Annotated in this window: 12 protein-coding genes and 1 tRNA gene; 10 read left to right on the top strand and 3 right to left on the bottom strand. The window is 33.3% G+C overall.

Going from position 1 to position 26,987, the window contains the following annotated elements; all coding sequences use genetic code 11:
• Positions 1 to 163 precede the first annotated feature (163 nt).
• From HM984_RS12500 to HM984_RS12490, 3 genes are all read right to left on the bottom strand, one after another.
• The gene (locus tag HM984_RS12500; RefSeq protein WP_179349396.1) at positions 164 to 1,747 is read right to left on the bottom strand and encodes a M28 family metallopeptidase; all 1,584 of its coding nucleotides are present in this window, start codon (positions 1,745 to 1,747) and stop codon (positions 164 to 166) included.
• 135 nt (positions 1,748 to 1,882) lie between these two features.
• Entirely contained in the window at positions 1,883 to 2,914 is a 1,032-nt protein-coding gene (locus HM984_RS12495) for a M28 family metallopeptidase (RefSeq protein ID WP_179349395.1), read from the bottom strand.
• Between the two features lie 69 nt (positions 2,915 to 2,983).
• The gene (locus tag HM984_RS12490) at positions 2,984 to 3,319 is read right to left on the bottom strand and encodes a hypothetical protein (RefSeq protein WP_179349394.1); all 336 of its coding nucleotides are present in this window, start codon (positions 3,317 to 3,319) and stop codon (positions 2,984 to 2,986) included.
• Positions 3,320 to 3,547: 228 nt separating this feature from the next.
• On the opposite strand from HM984_RS12490, the gene HM984_RS12485 reads away from it, so the two are divergent.
• The 10 genes from HM984_RS12485 to HM984_RS12440 all read left to right on the top strand — a co-directional run bounded on the left by HM984_RS12485 (position 3,548) and on the right by HM984_RS12440 (position 26,969).
• Positions 3,548 to 3,632 (top strand) — tRNA-Ser (locus HM984_RS12485).
• Between the two features lie 361 nt (positions 3,633 to 3,993).
• Positions 3,994 to 7,020: a T9SS type A sorting domain-containing protein gene (locus tag HM984_RS12480; RefSeq protein ID WP_179349393.1), complete on the top strand. Its 3,027-nt coding sequence runs from the start codon at positions 3,994 to 3,996 to the stop codon at positions 7,018 to 7,020.
• Positions 7,021 to 7,346: 326 nt separating this feature from the next.
• Positions 7,347 to 8,927 carry a helix-turn-helix domain-containing protein gene (locus HM984_RS12475; RefSeq protein ID WP_179349392.1) on the top strand — a complete coding sequence of 527 codons (1,581 nt, stop codon included), beginning with the start codon at positions 7,347 to 7,349 and terminating at the stop codon, positions 8,925 to 8,927.
• 3 nt (positions 8,928 to 8,930) lie between these two features.
• A complete protein-coding gene (locus tag HM984_RS12470) occupies positions 8,931 to 10,091 on the top strand; it encodes a tetratricopeptide repeat protein (protein WP_179349391.1) in 1,161 nt (386 codons plus the stop codon).
• A 446-nt stretch (positions 10,092 to 10,537) separates the two neighbouring features.
• A complete protein-coding gene (locus tag HM984_RS12465; protein WP_179349390.1) occupies positions 10,538 to 13,570 on the top strand; it encodes a T9SS type A sorting domain-containing protein in 3,033 nt (1,010 codons plus the stop codon).
• A gap of 411 nt (positions 13,571 to 13,981) precedes the next feature.
• Entirely contained in the window at positions 13,982 to 15,505 is a 1,524-nt protein-coding gene (locus HM984_RS12460) for a helix-turn-helix domain-containing protein (RefSeq protein ID WP_179349389.1), read from the top strand.
• Positions 15,505 to 16,662, top strand: a complete 1,158-nt coding sequence (locus HM984_RS12455) for a tetratricopeptide repeat protein (protein WP_179349388.1) — start codon at positions 15,505 to 15,507, stop codon at positions 16,660 to 16,662. The genes HM984_RS12460 and HM984_RS12455 overlap by 1 nt, the downstream gene beginning before the upstream one ends.
• Positions 16,663 to 16,815: 153 nt before the next feature.
• Positions 16,816 to 24,111, top strand: coding sequence for a choice-of-anchor J domain-containing protein (locus HM984_RS12450; protein ID WP_179349387.1), 7,296 nt, complete (start codon positions 16,816 to 16,818; stop codon positions 24,109 to 24,111).
• A gap of 33 nt (positions 24,112 to 24,144) precedes the next feature.
• Positions 24,145 to 25,080 carry a PorP/SprF family type IX secretion system membrane protein gene (locus HM984_RS12445; RefSeq protein WP_179349386.1) on the top strand — a complete coding sequence of 312 codons (936 nt, stop codon included), beginning with the start codon at positions 24,145 to 24,147 and terminating at the stop codon, positions 25,078 to 25,080.
• 17 nt (positions 25,081 to 25,097) lie between these two features.
• Entirely contained in the window at positions 25,098 to 26,969 is a 1,872-nt protein-coding gene (locus HM984_RS12440) for an OmpA family protein (protein ID WP_179349385.1), read from the top strand.
• Positions 26,970 to 26,987 lie beyond the last annotated feature (18 nt).

The following is a 26,987-nucleotide window of genomic DNA, read 5'->3' as shown; positions in this document are numbered from 1 at the left end:
AGATCAAAATGGTTGATTAGAAATTCTGGAAGAATAAGTTTAAGTAGTTCTAGATAATGGTCCACAGTCTTTTTTTTTACAAAAATCCGAAAACTATAGATAATTCACACACAACTTTTGAGATTGATCCTGAAAGACCTTTTATATATTTGTTAGCGTTTATTTATTCAGTAACTGCTTTATCAACCACTAAACGTTCGTCTCTATTAGCAACTTCCCAAGCTGTATAGAAAACTAATCGCGTTCTGGTTTCTAATAGATCGTATTCTATTTTATCTGGTGTATCTGATGGTCTATGGTAGTCATCATGTGTGCCATTAAAATAAAATATGACAGGGACATTGTTCTTTGCAAAATTGTAGTGATCAGATCTATAATAATAACGGTTGGGATCGTTTTCATCATTAAATGTATAATCCAATTCCATATTTATATATTTTGAATTTGCTTCTTCTGAAATATTATGTAAATCGGTACTCAATTTATCACTTCCAATTAAGTATACGTAATTTCTTGTACCTGTTTCACGTTTAGGATCAACTCTACCAATCATATCAATATTTAAATCGGCAACGGTATTCTCTAGCGGAAAAATAGGATCATTATCCGTATAATGTCTCGACCCTAATAGCCCTTTTTCTTCAGCCGTAACATGTAAAAATAATATAGAACGTTTTGGACCATGACCTGCTTTTTCGGCCATTTTAAATGCTTGTGCAATTTCTAAAATCGCTACAGTACCAGAGCCATCGTCATCTGCACCATTGTAAATTTCACCATTTTTTACACCTTCGTGATCTAAATGCGCTGAAATAACTAGAATTTCATCAGGCTTCTCAGAACCTTTTATATAGGCTACAACATTTTCAGAAGTGATAGACTCAGACTTGTTTTCAATTTCTAAATTAATAATAGCTTCAATTTCTTTAGCTGTAGAGTCTTCAGAAATAGACGGATATAAAGCTTTTCCTAAATTGTCATTTATCATCAGCATTACAATTCCGGTATCATTACTCTTTAAAGATAAGCGACCTGCTGTTCCTGATTCTGATTGACGTTTGTAGAAGCTCGAATATCTAGAGAACAAATCATTATCCATAAATAGGATTCCTTTAGCTCCATTTTCTATAGCAGCTTCTCTTTTACTTGATATGGATTGACGTCCATTAGTCCATTTTGTTCCGTCTGTAGTGCCAGAAACAATAAAATTGCCTTCAGTGTCTTTAGGCTCTCCTGACTTCGCTAAAACAAATTTTCCTTTAACATCTACATTTTTATAGTCTGAATATTTTTCATCATCAATACCATAGCCAACATAAACGATATTGTCTATAGACATGTTTACATCATTTGAAACCGTTAAAACAATTTGATCTTCGAAGCTTTTAAATGTTTTTCCATTAACTGTTAATTTAGCTTCAGCAACTTGCTGTTTTTCTAATGGGACTTCTTGAAAATAATCATCACCACCTAATGGAGTAGGGATACCCATAGCTATATACTTTTGTTTCAAGTATTCTACAGCCATTTTTTGTCCTTTTTCACCTGTATCTCTTCCTTCAAATTCATCAGAAGCATACTTGTATAACATTGTTTTTAGTTCGTCAGAGGTGATTGTAGACGCATATTCCGTTGGGTCAATTTTTTCAGATTGATTAGGTTGTGTTGTGTTTGCACTACTTTTAGAAGATGTGCCACAACTAGATAGTACTGCCAAAGCAACACCTAAGAGTAGAGTTTTTTTCATTTAAAGAAAGTAATTAGGTAGTTAGTTATAAATAAAAGATGTTATTAATGTCACCTTTACATAAAATTAGCTTTAAAATTACGAAAAAGGGAGAGGCTTTAAGTTGGGGTTAGTTTCTTTTAACAAACTTTAACATCAGATGATTTCTTTCTTAAGTCTTGTCTTAGAGTTGGCTAAATACCAAGCGGTAGCAAAGATTAATTTCGCTCTTTTTTCTAGTAAAGGATAGTTAATTTTTTCTTCTGTGTCAGTTGGTTTGGTGTAATCCTCGTGTTCCCCGTTAAAAAAGAAAATAACCGGTACTCCTTTTAAGGCAAAGTTATAGTGGTCTGAGCGATAGTAATAATTATTGGGATCATTAGTCGCATTATATTTATAATCGAGATTAAGATTTGTAAAAGTTGAATTGGCTTCTTCTGTAATATAATGGAGTTCTGAGCTCATTCTGTTTGAACCAATGACATAAATATAGTTTTCGTTGTCTTTATGTCGATTGTCAACACGACCAATCATATCCATATTTAAAGTTGCAACTGCGTTTTCGAGAGGGAATATGGGATTTTCTGAATAGAATTTAGAGCCGTATAAACCCACTTCTTCAGCTGTTACATGTAGAAAAACAATGCTTCGCTTAGGACGGTAGCCATCTCTAGCGGCTTGACTAAAGGCTTCTGCGATTTCTAAAACTGCAGCAGTACCCGAGCCATTGTCGTCGGCACCATTATAAATTTCACCGTCAATAATACCTTCGTGGTCTGAATGTGCTGTGATATATACATATTCTTCAGGGAATTCAGACCCTTTAATATATGCTATAACATTTTGCGATGCATTGAGATTGTTTGGTAAGGCCTTTTTTGGTACTTTTTGATAATAATCTGGATACGATTCAGGAGCACTGATGTCTCTAGATTTATACTGATCTCTGATATAGTCACAAACTAAATTGTGCCCTTCTTCACCAGTCATTCTACCATTATACTTATCTGAAGCCACTTCAACTAAATGTACTTTTAATTCTTTAGATGTAATGGTGTTCAAATATTTTTTAACAACACCTTCATCACTATATGAGATACTGTTTTTTAAGTTGCTAATTTTCTCACTATGTCTAATTGTGGCACAAGAACCAACAAAAAGGAGTACAGAAGCAATAAAGACTTTCATGTAACTATTTGATTTACGCAAAAATAAGATAAATAGATTTAAACTTTTCCTACAATTAGTGAGAAATTTTTAAAATTTGCTCTCTATTTGTCTGTTTTCTAGAAGTTTCTCGGGGTTATCGGTGTCTATTTCACTTTGTTGGTTTAATTGATCAGTACTTTCTACTTCAATTGTTTTAGAAACACCTTTATAAATGGTGAGGCCCAAAGACATAATTACTAACAGAAATATATATTGAATAGGTTTTGTTTTGGATGGTTCTTTTTTTGAAAGAAACACTAAAGCCATACCACTAATAAATGCAATAGCGATGGGGATCATTACATAGTTTGAATAGCGGGATGTAGATAGTGTAACAGCAATAATCGCTGCGATAAGTCCAAGTATTATAATTAGTTTTTTCATTTCTCTTAATTTTTTAAGTTTTTAAAATTAGATCTTTTTTTAGTGAAAATCAATTGAGATATTATTAAAAAGTAATTAATAATAACATTTATTGTGCCGAAAGAGCGATGCTTTCTAAAAAATAGAATAAATTATGGATTGTAAATCAGTCAATTAAAATTTTTTTAAAAATCTAAGCAAAAATCTTTGCCTAGAACGAAAAAGCATTTTATATTTGCACCCGCTAACGGAGAGTTGGCAGAGTGGTCGAATGCGGCAGTCTTGAAAACTGTTGAGGGTCACACCTCCAGGGGTTCGAATCCCTTACTCTCCGCAGAGAGAAACCCATAACGAAAGTTATGGGTTTTTTGTTTTATAATAAGTGCCGTTTTTCATTTCTTCTAATTTCCGTTCTTATAAAAAAGAACATATAATTCAATGCGTATTTTGTGAAAAAAAAGCAAAAACGAAAAGACTTCCTATTTATTATCTTGAGTTTCCTTCTAATCTCTTTTTAAAACGCAACTAATTGTTAGTTAGTATTTTGTGTGTGTTTTGATTGTTTCAAATTTCCGTAAATACAAAATGTATATCCTTTTTAGCTATACTATGTTATTATATATTAGAGGTCAGAACACGCATATTGACGCAGACATAATTTTCTAACTAACTATTAATTTTAAATCCAAAAACCAATGAAAAAAATTACATTTTATTTTGTGATGCTATTTAGTATTACGGCATTTGCTCAGATAGAAATTGTTGACAATTTTAATTCTGAGCCAAGCGGAACTGTTCCTTCTAACTGGACAGGTGATATGGAAGCTACGGGTAGTTTTATCTGTGATACTGATGGACTTAGTGCTTGGAGCTTCTTACCAGCAGGTGGGTCTGCGACATTAGTATCTCAGGATTATACAGCTATTTCTAATGGAACAAATTTAACTGCAAATTTTACTTATAACGTTTTTGAGAGAACGAGTCAGTTTCCAGGTGCACAGAGTGTTGCGCCAACTGCAGACTGGGGAAGTATAGTTTTAGAATATTCTACTGATGCAGGAACAACATGGACAAGCATATCTACAATAGATGATTCTAATTTCGTTTTTAGCGATGCTAGTTCTTGTCAATCAGTAAGTGTCTCTGTTGGTGCTATTGCTAGTGGAAGTGACTTTCAAGTAAGATTTATTGCTAATGTTGTTAATGTTGCTGGGTTTAGAACAGCAGTGCTTATAGATAATGTATCCATAACTCAAGAAGCTGATACGATACCTAATTGTGATGCTGTTTTAGTATCTCCATTAAATGGAACTGATGACGCAGATACAGATGTTGCCATAACTTGGCAAGCAGCAACAGGTTTTGCTTCAGGTTATACCGTTTCTGTTGGTACAACAACGGGGGGTACTGATATTGTTGATAACGCTACAACTACAGAAACAAGTTATGCTTTAGCCGGATTAGCATATGTGACTGACTATTTTGTGAATATTGTGCCTTATAATAGTTTTGGAGATGCAATCGGTTGTACCGAAGAAAGTTTTACTACGCGTGCTGCACCTTTAACAGGAGCTACTTGTAGTAATCCGATTGTAATTGGTTCTTTTCCTTTTATTGAAGCTGGTGGAAATACAGCTAACTTTGAAAATAACATTGATGATAGTCCATGTAATAATACGTACATGAATGGTAACGATGTATTTTATGAAATAACACCGGCTACAGACATATCTATTAATGTAGAAGTTAGTGGTATTCTTCCCAGCACGGCTAATAGAGCAGGTGTGCATATTGTACAAGGCTGTCCTGATGTAGCAACAGAATGTGTAGACTATATGGGGTCTTTTTCGGGAGCTTCAAGAAGTTTAGCAGATGTTGTTTTGCTTTCTGGTAATACTTATTTTATTGTTTTAAGCTCTTCTAATGCAAATACAACTTATGAGTATAGTTTAATCATTACTCAAAATAGTTGTATTAATCCAACACTTGGATTATTAACACCCGTAGAAGATTGTGCTAATGGTGAATTTTCTGTAAATGTTGATGTGTCTTATTTAGGAAGTGCAGCCACTTTAGAGTTATCTGATGATTTTGCTGGTACAGCAGACATTACAGGTATTAGTGCAACAGGAATTGTAACAGCAGGTCCTTACCCTAGTGGTACAATTGTTAATTTTACATTAACTAATGAAGGAGATGACTCATGTACATCTACGGATTCTACTTTCTTTTACTGCCCACCTTCAAATGATGATTGTGGTAATGCTATAGATTTAACAGCTACGATTAATACTGATGATTCTTGTACTATTTTTACAAGTGCAACTAACGCCGGTGCTACAGAATCTATTGCAGATGCAAGCGCTTGTTCATCATCTAATACTAATGATGTATGGTTTAGTTTTACAGCGTCTTCTGAAGTAATGATCTTAGAATATTTAAATGCAGAATCGGCTCCTGGTTTTTCTAGTGGTGGAATTTTTCAATCAACAGAACTATTATCTGGTACTTGTGGTGCATTTACGAGCATGTTATGTGCTAATTCAGCATATGTGACTTTTAGTGGTTTAACTGTTAATGATACTTACTATGTAAGGAACAAAACTAATCTAGGTAGTTCTCAACAAAATTATGACATCTGTTTGCGAGAGGCACCAGATGCTCCAGTAAACGATGAGTGTTTAGATGCAACTACTATGGCTGTACCTACAGTAGAAGGAACTACAGAACTCGTTTCAGGTACACTTGTGGGGGCAACGATATCTTCAGACAATATTTGTGACTCGTCAAATGTTGGTGATGTTTGGTATATGTTAAATCCTACTGTTACAGGTGTCTATGAGTTTTCTGTCGCGGAGAACCCTACTTCACAAGACGGATCACTTTCTTATTCTATTTATGAGGGGACTTGTGGTGCTTTAGTCTCTAAAACACCATCATGTGGTAGTTCAAATGAAATTGTAACATTAAATACGGGCTCTACGTATTATGCTATGGTTCAGTCTAGTCAATCTTATCCAGGGATTACCTTTGATTTAGAAATCACTAAATTACCAGATGCAGTTATTAATAGTGATTGTTCATCAGCAGCTCCTTTAACAGAATCTGCAGATGAAACAGGTAATAATGCTATTTCTGGAAATATTAATGTTACAGATATTGCATATAACTCACCAGAAGGCTGTGAAAGTTCTTCTTCAGAGTCTGTTTGGTATACACTTACACCTCAGTATACGGGAACTTACCACTTTAACTTTACAAGAGTTGATGGTAGTGCAAATTATACTGTATATAATACAGATGATTGTTCCCAAACCGCAATTGCAGGTTATGTAACAGGTATTACAAGTTGCTCTAATAGTGGAACAACAGCAAGAACAGGAGATTTAATAGCAGGAAATACGTACTTAATTTTAGTGCATGCTTCTACTGCTGCAGAATTCAGCTTCTTTGCTTATCCTGATGAAACATTAAGTGTTGCTTCAAATGCGTTTGAAACATTTAAGTATTATCCTAATCCTGTTAAAAATACTTTAACAGTTGAAGGAAAAAATTCAATATCAAAAATTAGCATTCATAACATTGTTGGTCAGAAAGTAATGGAAACGACTCCAAATAGCTTATCGACGTCTGTTAATATGAATGAACTACGTACAGGAGTTTATTTTGTAACTGTTATGATTAACAGTTCAATTAAAACGTTTAGGGTTGTTAAAGAATAACCTTAGTTAATTTGATTAATAGCGATAAAAGAGGGCAACATTTTAATGTTGCTCTTTTTTTATGATTAAAATTAAACATACAGTGCATAAGAAATAAATAGTTATTACCATACAAAAAAAAATAGGATGTGTTTTAATTGTTTAGCTAAGATTATCAGATGATTAAGAGTGAAATGAAGCAGAATGAAACCTCTTGCTTTTATGTGTTTAAAATGTTCTTATAGAAAGTTTGTTATATTTACTAACTTACAATAGTTGAAGACTTATTAAAACAAGTTTAAATATTGTATTTTTTGCGTTTATAAAATTGAATTTGATAAACTAAAATGGCTCATAAAGGCTCACTTTACTATAAAAATATTCGCTCTATTTGTATATGGATAAGTCTTATAGCGGTCTTTTTCAGCTATTCGCAAGAAAATAATCTTATTACTAAAGCAAAAGAACTCGTTTACTCAAATCCGGACGAATCATTAAAAATAGCCGATCATTTATTAAGTATTAGTCAAGAGCCAGAGCAAATAGCACTATCTAATTTACTAATCGCAAAAGCGCAAATTGTTAAAGGTGATTATAATGAAGCGATTGTTCATGCATTTGATAATAGAAACCTTTCAGAATCCATTACTAAAAACACACAAATAGAGCTGAACCTTTTAAAAGCTCAACTTTCGCGAAGTATCTACTTAGATAAACAAGCAAAAAGGTTTTTAGAAAAAGGACAATTATTAGTCGTAAGTCTTCCTCAAAACTCTTACAAGGACTCTCTACAATGCTTAATTAAATTAGAGCAAATTAATATGTATAACGAGAGGCGACATAGCGATGAAGCTATCGCGTTAATTGAAAATACAGAAAACCAATTCAACACGTTTTTAAAAACTAATACAACTGAAAAACGCGCCTTATATTTGGCAAAGGAGCGGGCTTATAATAATCTAACTCAGTATGATTCAGCTGTAGTGTATATTGAAAAAACTTTAACTTTATTAAGTTCAACAGAATTAAACGACCTGTATCAAAAAGCAATAATTTATAAAGAAATAGGATATTTATATTTGCAGAAGGAAGAGTTTAGTAAAAGTGAAGAATCTCTTTTAATTGCTTCAAGGTTTGCAGAAATAATAGACAACCCTATTCTTTTAATGGAGATAAATAGAGATTTATCTATTTGTTACTTGGCTTCAAATCAAAATACAAAACATAAAATTTATAATGATAAATTCTTGTCTTTACATTCTGATGTTGAAAGATCCGAACAACAGGCTGTAAACTTATTATACACACTGTTTTCCAATCAGGATAAAGATTTCTTGATGGATAAAGAACAAGTTCATAATAATTATTTGTATCTCTTAATTGCAGGATTGTTGCTAGTATTACTTATTGGTACTTACGTTATTTTAAAAGGTGAAGCCAAGAAAAAAAGACATAAAGAAATTATTAATTACTTAGAAATTGTTAATGATAAGTACGTTAAAATAAAACCAGTAAAAAAGGCAAAACCAAAGCGTATTGCTTTACCTGAAGAAACAGAAAAATTAATTCTATCTAAATTAAAGCGTTTTGAATCGTCTAAAAAATTCTTAAATAAAGATATTTCTTTAGCTGTTTTGGCGGGACAATTTGATACGAATACAAAATACCTATCAAGTGTAATAAACAAACATTACGACGATAATTTTAATACATTTATTAATAAGCTTCGTGTTAATTATATCATCGATAAGTTAAAAAATGATTCCAACTACATTAATTATAAGATTAGTGTATTGGCTGAAGAGAGTGGTTATTCATCGCATAGTAGTTTTGCAACTGTTTTTAAATCTATAATTGGAATGTCTCCTGTAACATTCATTAACATGATTCAGAAAGAGCGTAAAGCGTTAAAAAAGAAAGATCAATAATTAATGAAAAATACACAGTCTTATATTTTTCTCGTTGTGGCATTAAGTATGCCTGTTTTTTCATTTGCGCTATTTTCACCTTATCAGCAGACATCAGAAATAGATAGTATTATTGAGCGTGGACATGAAAGAGTGTATGAAAACCCAGATGAATCTATAGAACTGGCACTTTCAATTTATGAAAATTCAGAATATACGGTAAAAACAAAAGTAAAAGCATTAATGCTTGTTTCGCTGGCTTATACATCAAAACGAAACTATCAAAAAGCATTAGAGTCTATTGTAAAGGCCGATGAACTCTCAAAAACATTAGATGATACGGTTCTTCAAATAGAAATTTTATTCAAAACAGGAATCTTATACCAGCAGCTTAAAATTTTTGATAAATCAATTGAGTATTTAGAGAAAACAGAAAAAATGGCTTTGTTATATCCAGATCGTGAAGCCGTAAGCAAATACATTGCTAATAGTTATACAGTTAAAGGCTTTATTTATAAGGATAATCTTAATTGTGATATTGCTTTAGAGTTTTTTGATAGAGGTATTGCCGAATATCAAAATGTAAAAAATGAAGAAGTTAATACCAATCTCAGTATTGTGTATTATAATAAAGGGAATTGTTATACAATACTTTCTGAATACGAAAAAGCTAAAGAGAGCTTTAATAAATCTATTACCTATGCTAAATTAGCAAAAGCAAATAGCCTCATCGCCTTCGCCAAAAAAGGGTTGGCTGCTGTATTTACGGTTGAAGGTGAATATCAAACAGCAATTAGTTCTTTAGAGGCTGCTTTAAAGGAATCTAAAGATGTTGGTGATATTGTGTTAAATTCGAGTATATACAAGGGGTTAATGGAAAATTATTTAGCATTAAATCAGTGGGCTAACTATCAAAAATATTACGAGCTATATGCTAATAGCCAATTAGATATTAAAATAGCAGAACGCAACTCGGTAAGCGATTCTTTGGGTGAAAATGAAAATCAGAGAAATGAAAGTCTTATTAATCTTCAGAAACAAACTTCCAATAGATTTAAAATTTTCTTACTACTAGTGATTGGTATTTTTGTTAGTGTTTTCTTTATAGATAGAAAAAACCGAAAAACAATTGCATTATTACAAAATAAAATAGAGACACTTCAGAATCAAAAGCTTATTTCCTAATGAGTCACAACGACAAATTATAACAACTTATAATTGAGACAAAATGCATGTCTTTTCATTGGATAATTCTCAAAAACCATACTTAAGTAGATTTGCTTAGACTTTTTTTTCATCAATAAATTAGATAATTTTTATTATGGCTAATTGTCACATCAGTGCCATTTGGTCGTGGTAAATTTTAAACTATTTTGATCGGGTCTAAAGTCAGAATTAAGGTTTAAAAGCCTTTAAATCAATTATTTTAAACAAGTTAGCGTTCTTTTTGAGTAAAAATCAAATTGAATCGTAAATCTCTGTTTGTTAGTGTGTTGTGGCTGTTTTTAGACTTTAACATTTCGGGAAAAAGTAAAAACAACCCTTTTTTATAAGGTTTTTCTATATCTATATTAGGGTTTTCTAAAATGAACCAATTAAAACAAGACCATTAATTAAAATCCTAAAAACCAATGAAAAAAATTACCTTGTACTTAATGATGCTTTTAAGCATTACAACATTCGCTCAAGTAGAGATTGTTGAAAATTTTGATAATACACCGAGTTTGGGTTTGCCTGATGGATGGACTGCTTCTGAAAATGTTTCAGTAGAAAACTGGTACACTTGTGAAGAGGGTGGTAAAGGAGCAGGCGCTAACTTTGAAGTCGCAGGTTCTGGTTCTATAACGTCTCCAAACTATACAGGAGTAACCAACAATACAGATTTAACAGTTAGTTTTTCCGTTAATGTATACCAACAGGTTAGTTTTTGGCCTCCCATTTCACATATTGCGGCACCAGAAGGTTGGGGGACAGTTGTGTTAGAATATTCATTAGATGGTGGTGTAAGTTGGGTTACCGCTTATACTGTGGACGATTCTAATTTTACATTTTTAAGTGTAGATAGTTGTATTTCAATGCCAGCTATTAATCTAGGAACTCTTGCAGCTGGAAGTGATTTTCAGGCGCGCTTTGTGACTACAGTTAGTACTATCTCTGCAGCTCGATTCATAGTTTTTATTGATAATGTTTCAATTACACAAGTCGCGACTTCAGTACCAAATTGTGATGCTATTTTATTAAACCCTATAAATGGGTCTGCAACTGCAGATTTAAACACAACTTTAACTTGGCAAGAAGCTTCAGGTATTCCAACAGGGTATACAGTTTCTGTTGGATCTACTTCAGGAGGAACTGATATTGTAAATGCTGCGCCAACTGCAAATACAAGCTATTCGTTAGACGGTTTAGGTTTAGCCTACGAAACTGAATATTTTGTTACAATTGTACCGTATAACAGTATCGGATCCGCTACAGGCTGTACAGAGGAAAGTTTTACGACGCGATTAACACCACTGCCAGGAGCAACATGTTCTAGTCCAATAGAGATTGCTTCATTTCCATATATTGTAGCAAATGATGACACTGGTAACTACGAAAATAATATTAATGTAGGACCTTGTGGTGGTTATTCCGGAGCTTATATGACAGGAAATGATGTGTTTTATGAAATAACACCAGCTACAGATATGTCCATAGATATTAGTCTTGCAAATGTTTCTGAGTATGGTGCAGCTATTCATGTTATGGAAGGTTGTCCTGATGTAGCAACAGAATGTGTAGCCATGTTAGGTAATAATTATGATGCAGCACCACCTTATACAATGGAATTAAAGGATGTTGTTTTAAACGCAGGACATTCTTATTTTATAGTATTGAGTCGTGCTAGTCTTGATGGTACATTTTCTTATGCTATGATTATTACTGAGAACGATTGTATTAATCCAGAATTTACGATAAGTCCAGTTCCAGAATGTGATTCGGGTGAGTTTTCAGTAAATGTTGATGTTAATTATTTGGGTGATGCTTCTGGTTTAACATTAACAGATAGCTTTGGTTATTCAAACAGTAATATAACGACTACAGGAATTGTAAATGTAGGTCCTTACACATCTGGAACCACAGTTGAATTTACATTAACAAATAATGATAATGGAGATTGCTCATATTCAAATTCAACCTTCTTTTACTGTCCACCTGTAAATAACAATTGTGTAGATAGCACTGTTTTAACGATAAATACAGATGATACTTGTTCTATTATTACTAGTGCAACTAATGCAGGAGCTACAGAATCAACTAGCAACCCTATAAATTGTGAATTTACAAACAATAATGATGTGTGGTTTAGCTTTGAAGCTACTAAAGAAACGATCATATTAGAATACTCAAATATAGTTTCTGTAATCGGAGATGGAGGAACAATACAAGCTACTGAATTATTAGAAGGTACTTGTGGTTCTTTTACAAGCCTTGCTTGTATTACATCATTTAGTAACTATATTACATTGAATAATTTAACGGTAGGTAACACTTATTATATTAGAAATAGTTCAGCTAATGCTGGTGAGTATGCTCAAAGTTTTGACATTTGTTTAAAAGAAGCACCAACACCGCCAGTAAACGATGAGTGTTTTAATGCTATTGTATTAACAGCGTCTACAGACGAAAATTGTGATAACAAAATATCTGGTACTACAGTAGGTGCAACAATTTCGGAAGATAACACATGTAACTCAGGTTTTACCGCTTTTTACAAAGATGTATGGTATGTGTTTACTGCTTCTGAGACAGGTCTTTACCAGTTTTCTTTTGACAGAACCGAGTTTGAGCCAGGTGCATTTTATTCTATTTATTCAGGGACTTGTGGTGCTTTAGTTGAAGAAAGCGTCAGTTGTAATAATACGGGTCCTAGTGTGCTTTCAGCAACTATTGGAGAGAGTTATTATATAATGGTGAGATCTGGAGATGATGGCCCTGGAATTAGTTTTGATTTATGTGTGTTTAAATTACCACCTCCTGTTGAAAATGATAGCTGTGCTACTCCAACAGTCTTATCTGAATCTACAGACGCAACGGGTAATAATATGATTTCTGGGGATTTTACAAACGCATATGCATCGTCTGAATCTTGTGAGCCAGGTGCTAAATCTATTTGGTATAGCTTAACACCAAATTACACGGGAACCTATCATTTTAATCTTACCAATACTGTTGGTTACCCTAATTACACTATATATAATACTGATGATTGCTCATTAACAGCAGGCAATTTCGTTACAGGTATGTATTGTTATAATTCAGGTGAGAATTCAGTAGATTTAGTATCAGGAAACACTTATTTAATTTCAGTTTTTAGTTTTGATAACAATAACACTGAATCTTTTGACTTATTAGCTTATCCAGATGCGACTTTAAGTTTAGAATCTAGTACTATCGAAACATTTAAGTACTATCCAAACCCTATTGTAAATACATTAACGATTGAGGCTAAAAACACGATTTCAAGTATCAGTGTTTTCAATATCGTTGGTCAAAAAGTACAAATGGCTAAGCCTAATAGTTTAGAAACGACGATTAATACGGAGGATTTAATTAGTGGTGTGTACTTTGTTACGATAACGACTAATGGTTCTCAAAACACTATCAAAGTCATTAAGAAATAGATAGTAATAACTTTAATTTGATTAATAGCAAATTAAGAAACATAGACTCTCCTAAGATAGTCTATGTTTAAAATGATAAATACGACAAAATACCCCTTTTGGTTAAGATCCAATTAAATTTAGTATTTATCAAAACACTCTACAAGTGTAGTTTTTAAAGAAAAGGCAGCCTATTGGCTGTCTTTTTTATGTATTTAATTCAACTGATTAATTATAAAATAGAAATTCTACAACTATATTGCGACCTAGTATACGTATAGTTTAGTACTTTTATGTTTAATATTATTGGTTCTAAAACTATATTTATATTTTAGTTGTAATTAATCAGCATACTTGATAAAACCTAAAGCATTTCATTCTTCCAAAGGTCTAATATTAAAAAAGACTTTGTTTTTAACGATAACCTGTTTTTTGTTATCGATAAGCCTTTACTCGCAACAAAATGATCTTGTTTTAAAAGCCGAAGAATTGGTTTACTCCAATCCAAATGAAGCTGTTAAAATAGCAGATCATCTACTAAGTATTAGTAGAGAACCACAAGAGATCGCAATTGCTAATTTACTGCTAACTAAAGGGTATTTAACAAAAGGGGATTTGAAAAAGGCTATTATTTATGCCTTTGAGGTTGCTTACAAATTAGACAAAGTACCTGTTGAAACCCAAGTAGAAAACACTATTATAAAGGCTACATTGCTTCGTGAATTATATTTAGATACACAATCTCTAGAGTATCTCAATAAGGCAACTATGTTAACTTCTAGTATGACCTCAGAAAAAGAACACTTTGAGTTTCGTATTTTATTAGAGCACATTAATCTACTTCTAGATAGACTTGATACGGCTGTAGCAATCGCAGATTTAAAGGACGTCAAAGTTCAATTTAAGAATTTGTTAAAGACTAATTTAGATGAACGAAGAGCGTACTATTTTGCAAAAGCTAGAGCTTTTAATAGTATAAATCAATACGATTCTGCTTTTGTATATATGGACAAAACATTTGATTTAATTAATGCTTCTAAAAAAAATAACCTGTATGAAAAAGCCTTGATTTATAAGGAGTCTGGATTATTATTTTTAAAAAATAAAGAATTTAGAAAAAGCAAGGAGGCCTTATTTATAGGATTGCAATTTGCTGAAATTTTAGACAATTCTTTTTTATTAGAGCAGATAAATCGAGATTTAGCGATAAACTACATTGCCACCAACCAAAAAAGTGAACATAAGGTGTATTATGAAAAGTTTTTGTTTCTAAATAATTCGGTCGAAGAAATAGAGGAAGGAGCCGTTAATACATATTTCAATATTATTAGTGATCATGAAAAAAATCAATTGCACGATTATGATCAAAAATATGAGAAGCAATTATATAGCGCTTTAATAGGCGCTCTATCTATTTTTATTATTGGCTTTTTAATTATTTTTAAAAGTGAAAACAGGAAAAAACGGTTGAGAGAGATTCTTAATTATTTAGAATTAAGTCGAAACTTCTACTCTAAGGTAAAACCTTCAATACCACTAGTTAAGCAAAGAACTAAACGCTTGTTTATACCTGAAGAGACTGAACAAAATATTATATTAAAACTTAAGCGGTTTGAGAAATCTCTAAAGTATTTAAATAAAGACATGTCGTTGGCGCTTTTAGCCGGACAGTTTGAAACCAATACAAAATACCTTTCTGAAGTTATAAATAAGAACTACAATGATAATTTTAACACCTTTATCAATAAACTCCGTATTAATTATATTATTGAAAAATTAAAAAACGACACGAATTATATAAATTATAAAATTAGCTTTTTAGCAGATGAGAGTGGCTTTTCTTCACACAGTAATTTTACTACTGTATTTAAAGGTATTGTAGGAATGTCTCCGGTTACTTTTATTAATTTATTGAAAGAAGAAAGAGAAGAAATAATTAAAAATAAGAAAACGTAATGCGTCTTAAAATTACATATCATTTTCTTCTTTTATTAGGTGTCATTTATACACTTCCACTTGCGGCATTCCAATCTCAAGATAAATTAGGAGACAGTCTGGTAACAGAGGCCGTAAAAGCAGTTTTTAAAGATCCTAATAAAGCAATTTCATCGGCTCTGTTAATCTATGAAAATGATGCGTATTCTAAAGAAATTAAAACGAAAGCGTTAATGGTAGTTTCTACAGCTTATTCATCAAAGCGAGACTATAAGAAAGCCTTAGATTATATTATTAAAGCAAATGAGTTTTCTGATAATATAGATAATAAGAAGTTGCAAATTGAAATTCTATTTAGAGCAGGAATTTTATACCAGCAACTAAAAATCTACGATAAAGCCATAGCGTATATGGAGGATGTCGAAAAAAGGTGTTTAAATTATCGTGGTTCAGATGAAGTTGGTGGAGTTTTAGCATCGAGTTATTTAGTAAAAGGTTTTATATATAAAGACAATTTGAATTGTGATATAGCTATAGAGTTTTTTAATAAAGGATTAAACGAATATGAAAGACTTGGTGGTCAAAACCATAATAGAAGTATAGGCTACTATAATAAAGGAAATTGTCAATTATTACTTTCAGAATTTACGAATGCAAAAGAGAGTTTTAACAAATCTATTGAATTAGCAAATCTCGAAAATGCGAGCAGTTTAGTCTCATTTGCAGAAAAAGGTATGGCGGAAGTGTATACTCTAGAAAGTAAATATAGCGAGGCTGTATCCTTGTTGCAATCAGCTTTAGAAAAATCGAAACCTGTTGGAGATTTAGTTTTAAACCTAGGGATATACAAAGGGCTTTTCGAAAATTATTTAGCCCTAGACCAATGGGATGATTATCATAAATATTACGATCTATTTTTAAAAACACAATTAGAGATTAAAAAATCCGAACGCAACTCGGTAAGCGTATCAATTAAGGAAAGTTCTAAAATTTTAAATGAAGAATTAAACGAGATTCAATCCACGTTTAAGAATAGATTTTATTTAATAATTTTAATCGTATTCATCTTTATTAGTATTGTTTTTATCCTTCACATTAAGAGTAGAAAAACCATAGAAATGCTACAAAAGAAGATTAGAAGCACTCAAAGTCTAAAACCTTCTGTTAAAGTTGAGTAATCTAATTTTATAAATGTAAATACTTGTTTTTTAGTGTTTTAAATTCGTTTTTTAGCTTTTAAATTTCGGGAAATAGTAAAGACCTAGGCTGTTTTCTTAACTTACTTATATATATATTTAACAATAAGTTAATAATCCTGAAATTGATTTAACATGATAAGAAAGTTACAAAACACAGCAGAAAATGAATCCTGCTTTTTCTCAAAAAAAATTATAAAAAACAGTGGCTTAAGTTTTATGACATTGTTGTTCTTTTTATTGATTTCAGTAAAAGGAAACGCACAGATAAATGAAAATTTTGATAGTGGTATTCCTAGCACATGGACCTTAATTGACAATGGTGTAGGAACCACAAATTGGGCAACTACTACAGATGGTTATTTAGGCTCTAACGGAACGTCGGTAAATCCAAGTGCAGATAATATTGGTGATCAAAATACGGCACAATATTTTTTGGTAACTCCACAGATTGCAGTACCTGAAAATGGAGAAATTCAGTTTTACACAAAGCAGTCTAATGAAGCAGATAATGGTGCGCAGTATGAAATAAGACTTTCTACGGCATCGCAGCCCGATGTGAATGGGTTTAATATAACGCTTCAATCTTACACGGAATCAAACTTAAATATAGGAGCACAAACCAACTATGAAAAAAAGGTAGTTGAAATACCGACTTCAATTCCTGCGGGTTTAAATATTTATATAGCGTTTGTTGTTGTTAATACACAAAGTGGAACTACGCCTACAGGAGATGAATGGTTTGTAGACGGAGTTTCTGTTTTAGAGGGGTGTACTGAAATCGATGACGTAGATGTTTCTATCGATAGTATTACAGTGAATTCTGCTGAAGTAAATTGGTCACATGCTACCGCAACAGATTTTGAAATTCAAATTTTACCTACAGGAGGTGTGCCTGCTGATAGTGGTATTCCTGTTACAGGAACAGCATATACATTAAACAATTTAGACGAAGACACCGAATTTGATGTGTATCTTTCTGCAGTATGTGATAATGATACACAGAGTGATTTTGTAGGACCTTATACTTTTAGGACTTTAAAATTTGGTTTGTCTTGTGAGTCACCAATTATAGTTCCAGATATTTCTTCAACTCCTTATGTTTTAGTGGATAACTTAGATCAGTGGATAAATCCAGATATTTCTTATACAACTCAAGGTAGCAATTGTGTTTTAGGTGCATCAACTACAAATTATCTAAATGGAAATAAAATCTTTTTAAGCTATACGCCAACTGTAGATGGTTTAGTTACATTAACACAGACTACAGCTGTTGAGCCAGGAGGTGGAGATAATAACTGTTGGAACTCTAGAAGTTCATTATTTGTGTATGATAGTTGTGAGAGTGTAGGTGTTAATTGCCTTGGAGGTACTATTACGATAAATGCTTATGATCCTAAATCAATATCTAACTTACTTGTTGAAGCTGGTGAAACTTATATTATTGTAGTATCAACCGAATTTTCAACACCGACAGCAGGAGTTTGTTTCTCTTTAGAAATTTCAGCACCAAACTGTGCACCACCAACTGATTTAGTGTATAATAATTTAACTGAAGATAGTGTAAGTTTCTCTTGGGGTAATATCGGTGGTTTTGCAGATACATGGGAATATACAGTAGTACCAACAGGATCAGGTGAGCCAACAGGTTCTGGTACTCCAACAACTACAAATACGGGTAACCTTGTTAATACAGGCCTTGTATCTGATACAACTTATGATTTATATGTAAGATCTATTTGTGGTGGTACAGCAGGTATTTGGAGTAATCCTTTAACTTTTACTACACAGTGTACTACACTTAGTTTACCATATTTCACTGATTTTGATACGGCTACAAATCAAAACCCAGAACCATGTTGGACAACCATTGACGCTAATGGAGATGGAGTTGCTTGGAACTTTATTGGAGGGTACGCCACAATGCGTACTGAAGATTCTAGATTTGAAAATAACGATTTTTATGTATCACCACGTGTTGCGTTTGATGGTACACCAAAGCGTATTCGTTACAAACATCGTTCTACTCAAGGAGGGTCAACATATACTGTAAAGCTTTCCACAACAGGTGTCGGTATAGATGATTTCTCAACCATAGTATTACCAGCAACGACAATTACAAATACAAGTTTTCAAGAAATAATTGTTGATTTACCAGAAGGCATAACCGGAGAAGTAAATATCGCTTGGATTGTTGAGCCAAATACAACTGAATCTGCATTAAGAGTGTCTATTGACGATGTTTATATTGAAGATAAACCATCTTGTCCAGATCCTTTAAATCCATTTGTACTTCAAATTACATCAGACTCTGCGTGGTTATTTTGGACAGCTGGTGGTGATGAAACCCAATGGGAGGTCGTAATACAAGATTTAGACGCTGGTGAACCAACTGGGCCAGGGGTGTTAACTACCAGTAATTTTCCTTACATGGCAACTGGTTTAAATTCAGGTAATAGATATGAGTTTTATGTCAGAGCTTATTGTGAAGAAGATGATGTAAGCCAGTGGGTGGGACCTCTTGCTTTTACAACATTATGTGAAGCTTACGACACACCGTTCTATGAAAGTTTTAATGATGATGATAATGATACCCAAAAATTTTGTTGGGCTATTAATGATGCTAATAATGATGGAGCCACATGGGATATTGATGGCACTCACGCCTTATTACAAACATCAGCGTTTGCACCACCTTCTGATTTTAATGATTATTTAATTTCGCCTGCTATTAATATTGATGGAGTTAAAGAATTAAAATTCAAATACAGATCTGATTTTTCTTTCTTTTCATCATTTCCACGCTTTGGTTTAGAAGTTTTAATGTCAACAACAAATACAAATCCAGGAAGTTTTTCTGTAATCTCACCATTAGAGATTTTTACAAACCCTAATTATGAGGAGAAATCAATAATTATTGAAGCTACAGGTACCGTATATATTGCATTTAGAGTGCCACCAGAGTTTAATGGTAGTTGGTCTGTACTAAGTATTGATGATGTTAGTATTACAGATGTGTCAGCTTGTCCTAATCCTTCCGATTTAGCTGTTAATAATGTATTTACAACTACTGCGGATTTATCTTGGACAGTCGGTTATGAAGAAACAAGTTGGAACATTGCGTTACAACCTGCAGGTTCTGGTGAACCAACAGGTTCTGGTATCGCTGTAACGAGTACAGATTATGCTGCCACAGATTTAGAACCTAATACAGCATACGAATTTTATGTACAAGCTAATTGTGATGAAGGTAATAGTGAATGGATTGGGCCAATGACTTTTAGTACGTCGTGCAATGCTTTTGCATCTCCCTTTGTTGAAACGTTTAATTCTAATTCCGAAACTAAAGAGTGTTGGATAGTTGTTAATGATAATGACGATGGTGAAACGTGGGAATTAAACGTGGCTTCTTTAGTTTATGAAGGTGACCAAGCAGCTGCTATGTTTACGGGGACGAATGGTCTTAACGATGACTGGTTAATTTCTCCAACAATTACGATTACTGAGAATCAACGTTTACGTTATTATTACAGAGTTTATGATGGCTTCTTTACTGAAGATTTAGAAGTGTTATTATCTACTAATGGAACCGGTTTAGATCAATTTACTACAGTATTATACGATTCTGATGATGATTCGGTACTTATAAATAATGAAGAATTTAAAGTGAAAATCATCAATTTACCATCAGGTATAACAGGTGATGTTAATATAGCTTTCTATGTGCCTTACTTTGCAAGTACAGAACCATATAGAGGACAAACCTTGGTGATTGACAATGTAAATATTGAAGACATACCAAATTGTCCAGAGCCAACAAATATCATATTAAATAATATAACAGATACTGAAGTACAAGTGTCTTGGGATGCCAATGGTACAGAAACAGAATGGGAACTATCAGTACAACCATCAGGATCTTCTGCTCCTGTTGGTGATACAGATCTTGACTACCTATTTAGTGCTTCAACGAATCCATTTACTATAACAGGCTTAACCGCTTCTACAATGTATGACATTTATATAAGGGCCGTTTGTGATGGTAATGATGGAGAGTGGACAGAAGTACAAACTGTGACTACAAAATGTAGTTTTGAGAATTTATGTCAATACACCTTTATTTTGACCAGTGATTTTAATACGTCTTCGACTTTAGATATTACCCAAAATAACCAAGTGGTACAATCGCTACCTTTTACAGGTCAAGAAAATGATGTGTATACTGCCTTTCTATGTTCAGGTGTAGAATTTTCTCTGTTTTTCGATACGATTGGATGGTCTATTCCACAATATGCTAATTACCAATTTGAGGTTCAAAATAGCGAAGGTGTAACCATTTATACTAGTCCACAAGGATTACTGCCAAGAACCACAATTTATACAGGAACGGCTATTTGTGGTGCTGTTTCTTGTCCGCAACCAACAGATCTAACAGTGAGTAATTTGTCTGAATTATCATGGACTGCTGGCGGAAACGAAACACAATGGGAAGTGGCTATTCAACCTTTTGAAAATGGAACAATTCCACAATCAGGGATTATAGTTTCTGCCAATTCTTATATACCAACAGATGCCGATTTTAATGATTTAAATGCAGCAACCTATGAGTTTTTTGTAAGAGCAGTTTGTGGATCGGATGATGAGAGTTATTGGTCTGGGCCATTTGAATTTATTAGAAATGATGATGTTTCAAACGCCATAACCTTACCTATCAATGATAATGAGGTGTGTGATGTGTCTGGTACAACGGTTTCTTTTATAAATTCTTCAGTATCATCAGAAGCGATGTCTTGCGACGGAACAAATGGAGGTGATATTTGGTTCGACTTTACAGCAGAATCTTTAATTCATATTATAGAAATAAATAATTTTAATGGAAGCTTACAAGAAGGTGTTGGTGATCCTTACTATCCTGAAATTGTAATGACATTATATAAAAATAATGGTGCTGGTAACCTTGAAGAAGTTACTTGTAGTTACGACAATCTTATTGTAACCATGTATAGTTCGGAATTAATTGTAGGTCAAAACTATAAATTGAGAATAACCTTAAACAGTGACGTTGATACAGAATATTTATTTGATGTTTGTATTAAAACACCTGAAGACCTATGTGCTTTTGAGACTGTTAATGGTGGTTTTGAAGAACCTAATTTGCTTGGCTTAAGTGGTATTACAACTATTGTTTCTCTTAATACATTGCCTGGATGGCGCTCTAACTTAGATTCAACTAATGAGATTTTTTATTGGGAATCCTTAAATGCTCCTGGTTTTGAATGTTATGAAGGTGGCCAATGTGCTCAATTATTATCTGACCAAGGCACAACAATAGATCCAAATGATCCGGATATTAAAGGGTATTACAGAGATTTTGATACTTCCGAAATTACTTTATACGATTATAGTTTCGCTCATTTGGCGCGATCTGATGATAATATTGTTCAGTTGTTTGCAGGTCCTATTGGTGGTCCTTATATAAAGATTGATGAGCATTTAGGAATAGTACAGGCATGGACAATCGTTTCTGGGGAATACAGTGTGCCAACAGAGCAGAGTGTGACAAGATTTATCTTTAGAGCTCATGATGGTGACGATTTAGGTAATGTTTTAGATGCTGTTAATTTTGTGCCTAATAACGCGTTAATCACAGCGCCGTTTGCAGTAGACTGCGATAATAATAGTGCTAATGTTGAAGCTAATGGAACAGGGACTTGGGTACCAAGTGACTCTAATCCTGGTGCGGTTTCAATTACCGATGCCAATAGTAGTTCTACAACAATCACAAATTTTGTACAACCAGGGGTTTACATTTTTACATGGCAAACGTCGTATTGTGCATACGATTTAGAAATTACATACAACGGAATTGCAGACACTCCACAAGTAGAAGCTCTTGTTGAATACTGTTTAAATGATGCAGCAACAGAACTTTCAGCGTCAACTTCGGGTAGCTATGATTTAATGTGGTTTACAGAAGCTGTTGGAGGTATAGGGAGTGCAATTGCACCAACACCAAATACTTCAGTAGTGAATACAACATCATACTATGCAGCATTTGTAGATGCAGCGGGTTGTGAAGGCCCTCGTGCAGAGATTCAAGTGGTGGTTAGTGAGTCGTTTACGCCAGAACTTACGTTTACGTATAACACAACGTGTGTTGTAGCTACTGAAAATCCAACACCGTCATTAAGTGCTGATTTTGAGACAGGAGGTGTGTTTTCTTCAACATCCTTATCAGTCGATGCTATAACAGGAGTTATAGATATGACATCTGCATCAGTAGGACAACATGATGTAACTTACACTTACGACGGAGATGATGAGACATGTACATCTGCAGGGACTTATGTGGCAACTATAGAATTTACTGAGGCGTCAACACCTGTTACGAGTTTTAATTACGGTACGGTAGCCTACTGCGAATTGTTAATCACGACAATCACACCAAGCTTAGATCCTAACTTTACAACAGGAGGAACATTTAGTTCTTCGACTTTAACAGTAGACTCTACAACAGGTGCAATTGATTTAACTTCTGTTGCGACAGGTAATCACGATGTAACATATACAGTTGAAGCAAATGGAACCGCTTGTTCTGATGCTGGTTCAACGACAACAACAATTGAAGTTACTGCAAGTACAATTCCTGTTACAGAATTTACGTATACTGAAGATGTATACTGCGCAGATAGTAATTCTATTCTGCCTAATATGGCTGCCGGATTTACAACAGGTGGTACATTTAGTTCAGAAAATGGTTTATCAATAAATGCTTTAACTGGTGAGATAAACGTAGGAACGAGTAGTGTTGGTAACTATAATGTTATTTATGAAATAGCAGAAGATATTTCAAGCTGTGTGGCTGGTGAAACAACAACCTTCAACATCACCATTTTAGATGAAATTGAAGTTGGAGTAGAAGGTGAATGTAACGACTCTGATTATATACTTATAGCATCTCCTTTAGACAATTCTTTCGATACAAGCGAAGCTGACTATACGTGGATGGACGCTAACGGAAATGTTGTAGGTCAAAACTCAGAAGTGTTTAATGTTTCAGAATATGCAGCTGATAACCCTAATGAAACGGTACCATTACAGTTTTCTGTAATTGTGGATTTTGGTGGCTGTTCAGTTACAACGACTCATACAACCGAACGTTTATCATGTAAAGATATTCCACGTGGTATTTCACCAGACGGAAACGGTAAAAATGACACTTTCGATTTATCAGGTTATGGAGTTAAAATGCTAAATATTTTCAATCGTCATGGTAGAGAGGTTTATAATTTTAATGGCACGTATATTAACCAATGGTTCGGACAATCTAATAACGGTGACGATTTACCAGATGGTACGTATTTCTACAGTCTACATAAAGACGACGGTAGTTCATTAACAGGTTGGGTATTTATAAACAGAGCACAATAATCATAAATGAAATCACAGCAATATAAAATAGACATGAAGAAACTATATTTTACAATAGCCTTTACACTTATGATCTTAGTGAGTGCTAATGCTCAGCAAGATCCACAGTATACACAATATATGTATAATATGAATGTCGTTAACCCAGCTTATGCAGGATCGAACGAAGCATTATCTGTAGGATTGCTATACAGATCGCAATGGGTCGGTATCACAGATGCGCCAAAAACAGTAACACTTTCAGTACATAGTCCTGTCGGAAAAAATGTAGGCTTAGGATTATCGGTAATTTCAGATAAAATAGGACCAGTAGAAGAAAATAATGTATATGCCGATTTCTCATATACCTTAAATTTAGGTGGTGAACATCGCTTAGCCTTTGGATTAAAAGCAGGTGCTACCTTTCAAAATATAGGGTTGTTTAGTGATATTGGTAATGGTTATGTGCCAGATGCAAGTGATGAAGCCTTTAGCCAAAACACAAGTAATACCTATTTAAACATTGGAGCTGGTGCTTTTTATTATACAGATAAATACTATGTGTCTTTATCCGTACCAAACATGTTAAAAAGCACGTATTTAGATGTGACAAATAATGGTCAAGAATTTGAATATGGTTCAGAAGTTTTACATTATTTCTTATCCGCAGGTTATGTTTTTGATTTGTCAACAACAACTAAATTTAAACCTTCATTTTTAGTGAAGTCTGCTTTTAATGCACCGACGTCTATAGATGTATCTGCTAACTTTTTGTTTTATGATAAATTTGAAGTTGGAGCGACTTATCGTTTAGACGATTCTGTTGGAGCAATGACCAATTTTGCTGTAACACCAGAAATTAGAATAGGATATGCTTATGATTATACCACGTCAGATCTTAATATAAAATCATCTGGCTCACATGAAATCATGTTATTATTCGATCTTAATTTCTCTAAAAAAGTATCCATTTCACCTAGATTTTTCTAACAAATAAACGTTTCAAAATGAAAAAAATATATAGTCTATTAAGTCTTTTTTTAATTATTACATCGGGCTACGGACAAAGTAAACAGACAGAAAAAGCCGATAAACTTTATGATGGCTATCAATATGTAGATGCCATTGATGCGTATCTAAAAGTTGTTGATGCAAACAACGCAGATGCATATGTGTATAAGCAATTAGCAGATAGTTATTACAACTTGTTTAACATCAAAGAAGCTTCAACTTGGTACAAAAAAGCATTAGAGACAACTCAAGATGCTGAAACGTATTTTCGTTATGCGCAAGTTTTAAAGTCAGAAGGAAACTATGACGAAGCGAATAGCCAAATGGATATGTTTTCTAAACTACTTCCTAACGATCAACGCGCAAAAGCCCATTTAGAGAATCCTAATTATATTCCAAAGTTAGCAGACATAACAAAAACATTTAATGTTGAAGGTGTTGCAATTAACGATGGAGAACAAAGTGATTTTGGGGCTGTGTTATCTAATGATAATATTCTATACTTTACAAGTACAAGAAAAACGTCTGGAAAAGAAGATGCTTGGACCAACCAACCTTATTTAGATATTTATAAATCTGTTAGAAGTGAAAATGGAGACTTGTCAGAGCCAGAAGAAGTTGAAGAATTAAACACCATCTACCATGATGGACCATTGACAATAAGTGCTGATGGCAAAACAATGTACTTCTCAAGAGATGGTCACAGTACTGGTGATTTTAAAAAGATTAAAAGCAAACGCATAAAAGTAGCACAGCAGGGTATTTACAAAGCGACTATGGATGAAGGGAAATGGGGAAACATACAAGCATTACCTATAAACAGTAAAGAATATACGGTAAGTCATCCGAGTATTAGTAGCGATGGAAAAACACTTTATTTTGCCTCTAATATGCCAAATGGATTAGGCGATTCAGATATTTGGAAAATAAGTGTATCAGGTGATACTTACGGAAAACCTGTAAACTTAGGATCTAAAGTAAATACTTCTGGTAAGGAAGGCTTTCCTTATATAAGTGAAGATAATATTTTATACTTCGCTTCAAGTGGACGCCAAGGATTTGGTGGATTAGATATATTTAAATTCGATTTAAACGAAAATGAAGAATCTGTTAACCTGGGAAACGCAGTAAACACTAATAGAGACGATTTTGCTTTTAGTGTTAACAACACCTTAAAAGTCGGCTATTTTTCATCAAATAAATCTGGTGTAGATAATATTTATATGGCCATACCTATATGTCAGTTTGAGACTATAGCCATGGTAAAAGATAAGGATACAAATTCAATAATAGCAGGAGCAAGCGTTACAATTTTAGATGCTCAATTAAATGAAATAACAGCACAAGCTACTGATATGAGTGGCAAAACAGGATTTAATGTTAGCTGTGAGAACACTTATACTATAAATGTTTCAATGGACGGTTATGAATCGGCTTCATTTAAGGTTAAAGCTTCCGAAGGTGAGAATGTCATTGTAAATGCAGATTTAAAACCCATAAACGAGATGATTACAGAAACCGAAGTAAAGTTGAAAAACATTTACTTTGAGTTTAATAAAAGTAATATCACTAATCAGGGAGCTTTAGAATTGGATAAATTGGTTTTAATTATGAACGATTATCCAGAGATGAAAATTTTGGTAAGATCTCATACAGATTCAAAAGGAAAGGCTGATTATAATTTAAAACTATCTGAAAGACGTGCACAATCCACTATGCAATATGTAATTTCAAAAGGCATCAATAAAGATAGATTATCAGCAAAAGGTATGGGAGATATAGCACCAAAAATAGATTGTAAATCTAACTGTACAGAAGAGGAAGATGCGCAAAACAGACGCTCGGAGTTTTTGATTGTTAAAAAATAAATGGAATTACATATTTTA

Source organism: Winogradskyella pacifica, from assembly GCF_013403915.1.
In the GTDB taxonomy this organism is placed as follows: Bacteria; Bacteroidota; Bacteroidia; order Flavobacteriales; family Flavobacteriaceae; genus Winogradskyella; species Winogradskyella pacifica.
Note: the sequence above shows the minus strand (reverse complement) of the source record. Positions and strands in the feature narration are given on the sequence as shown.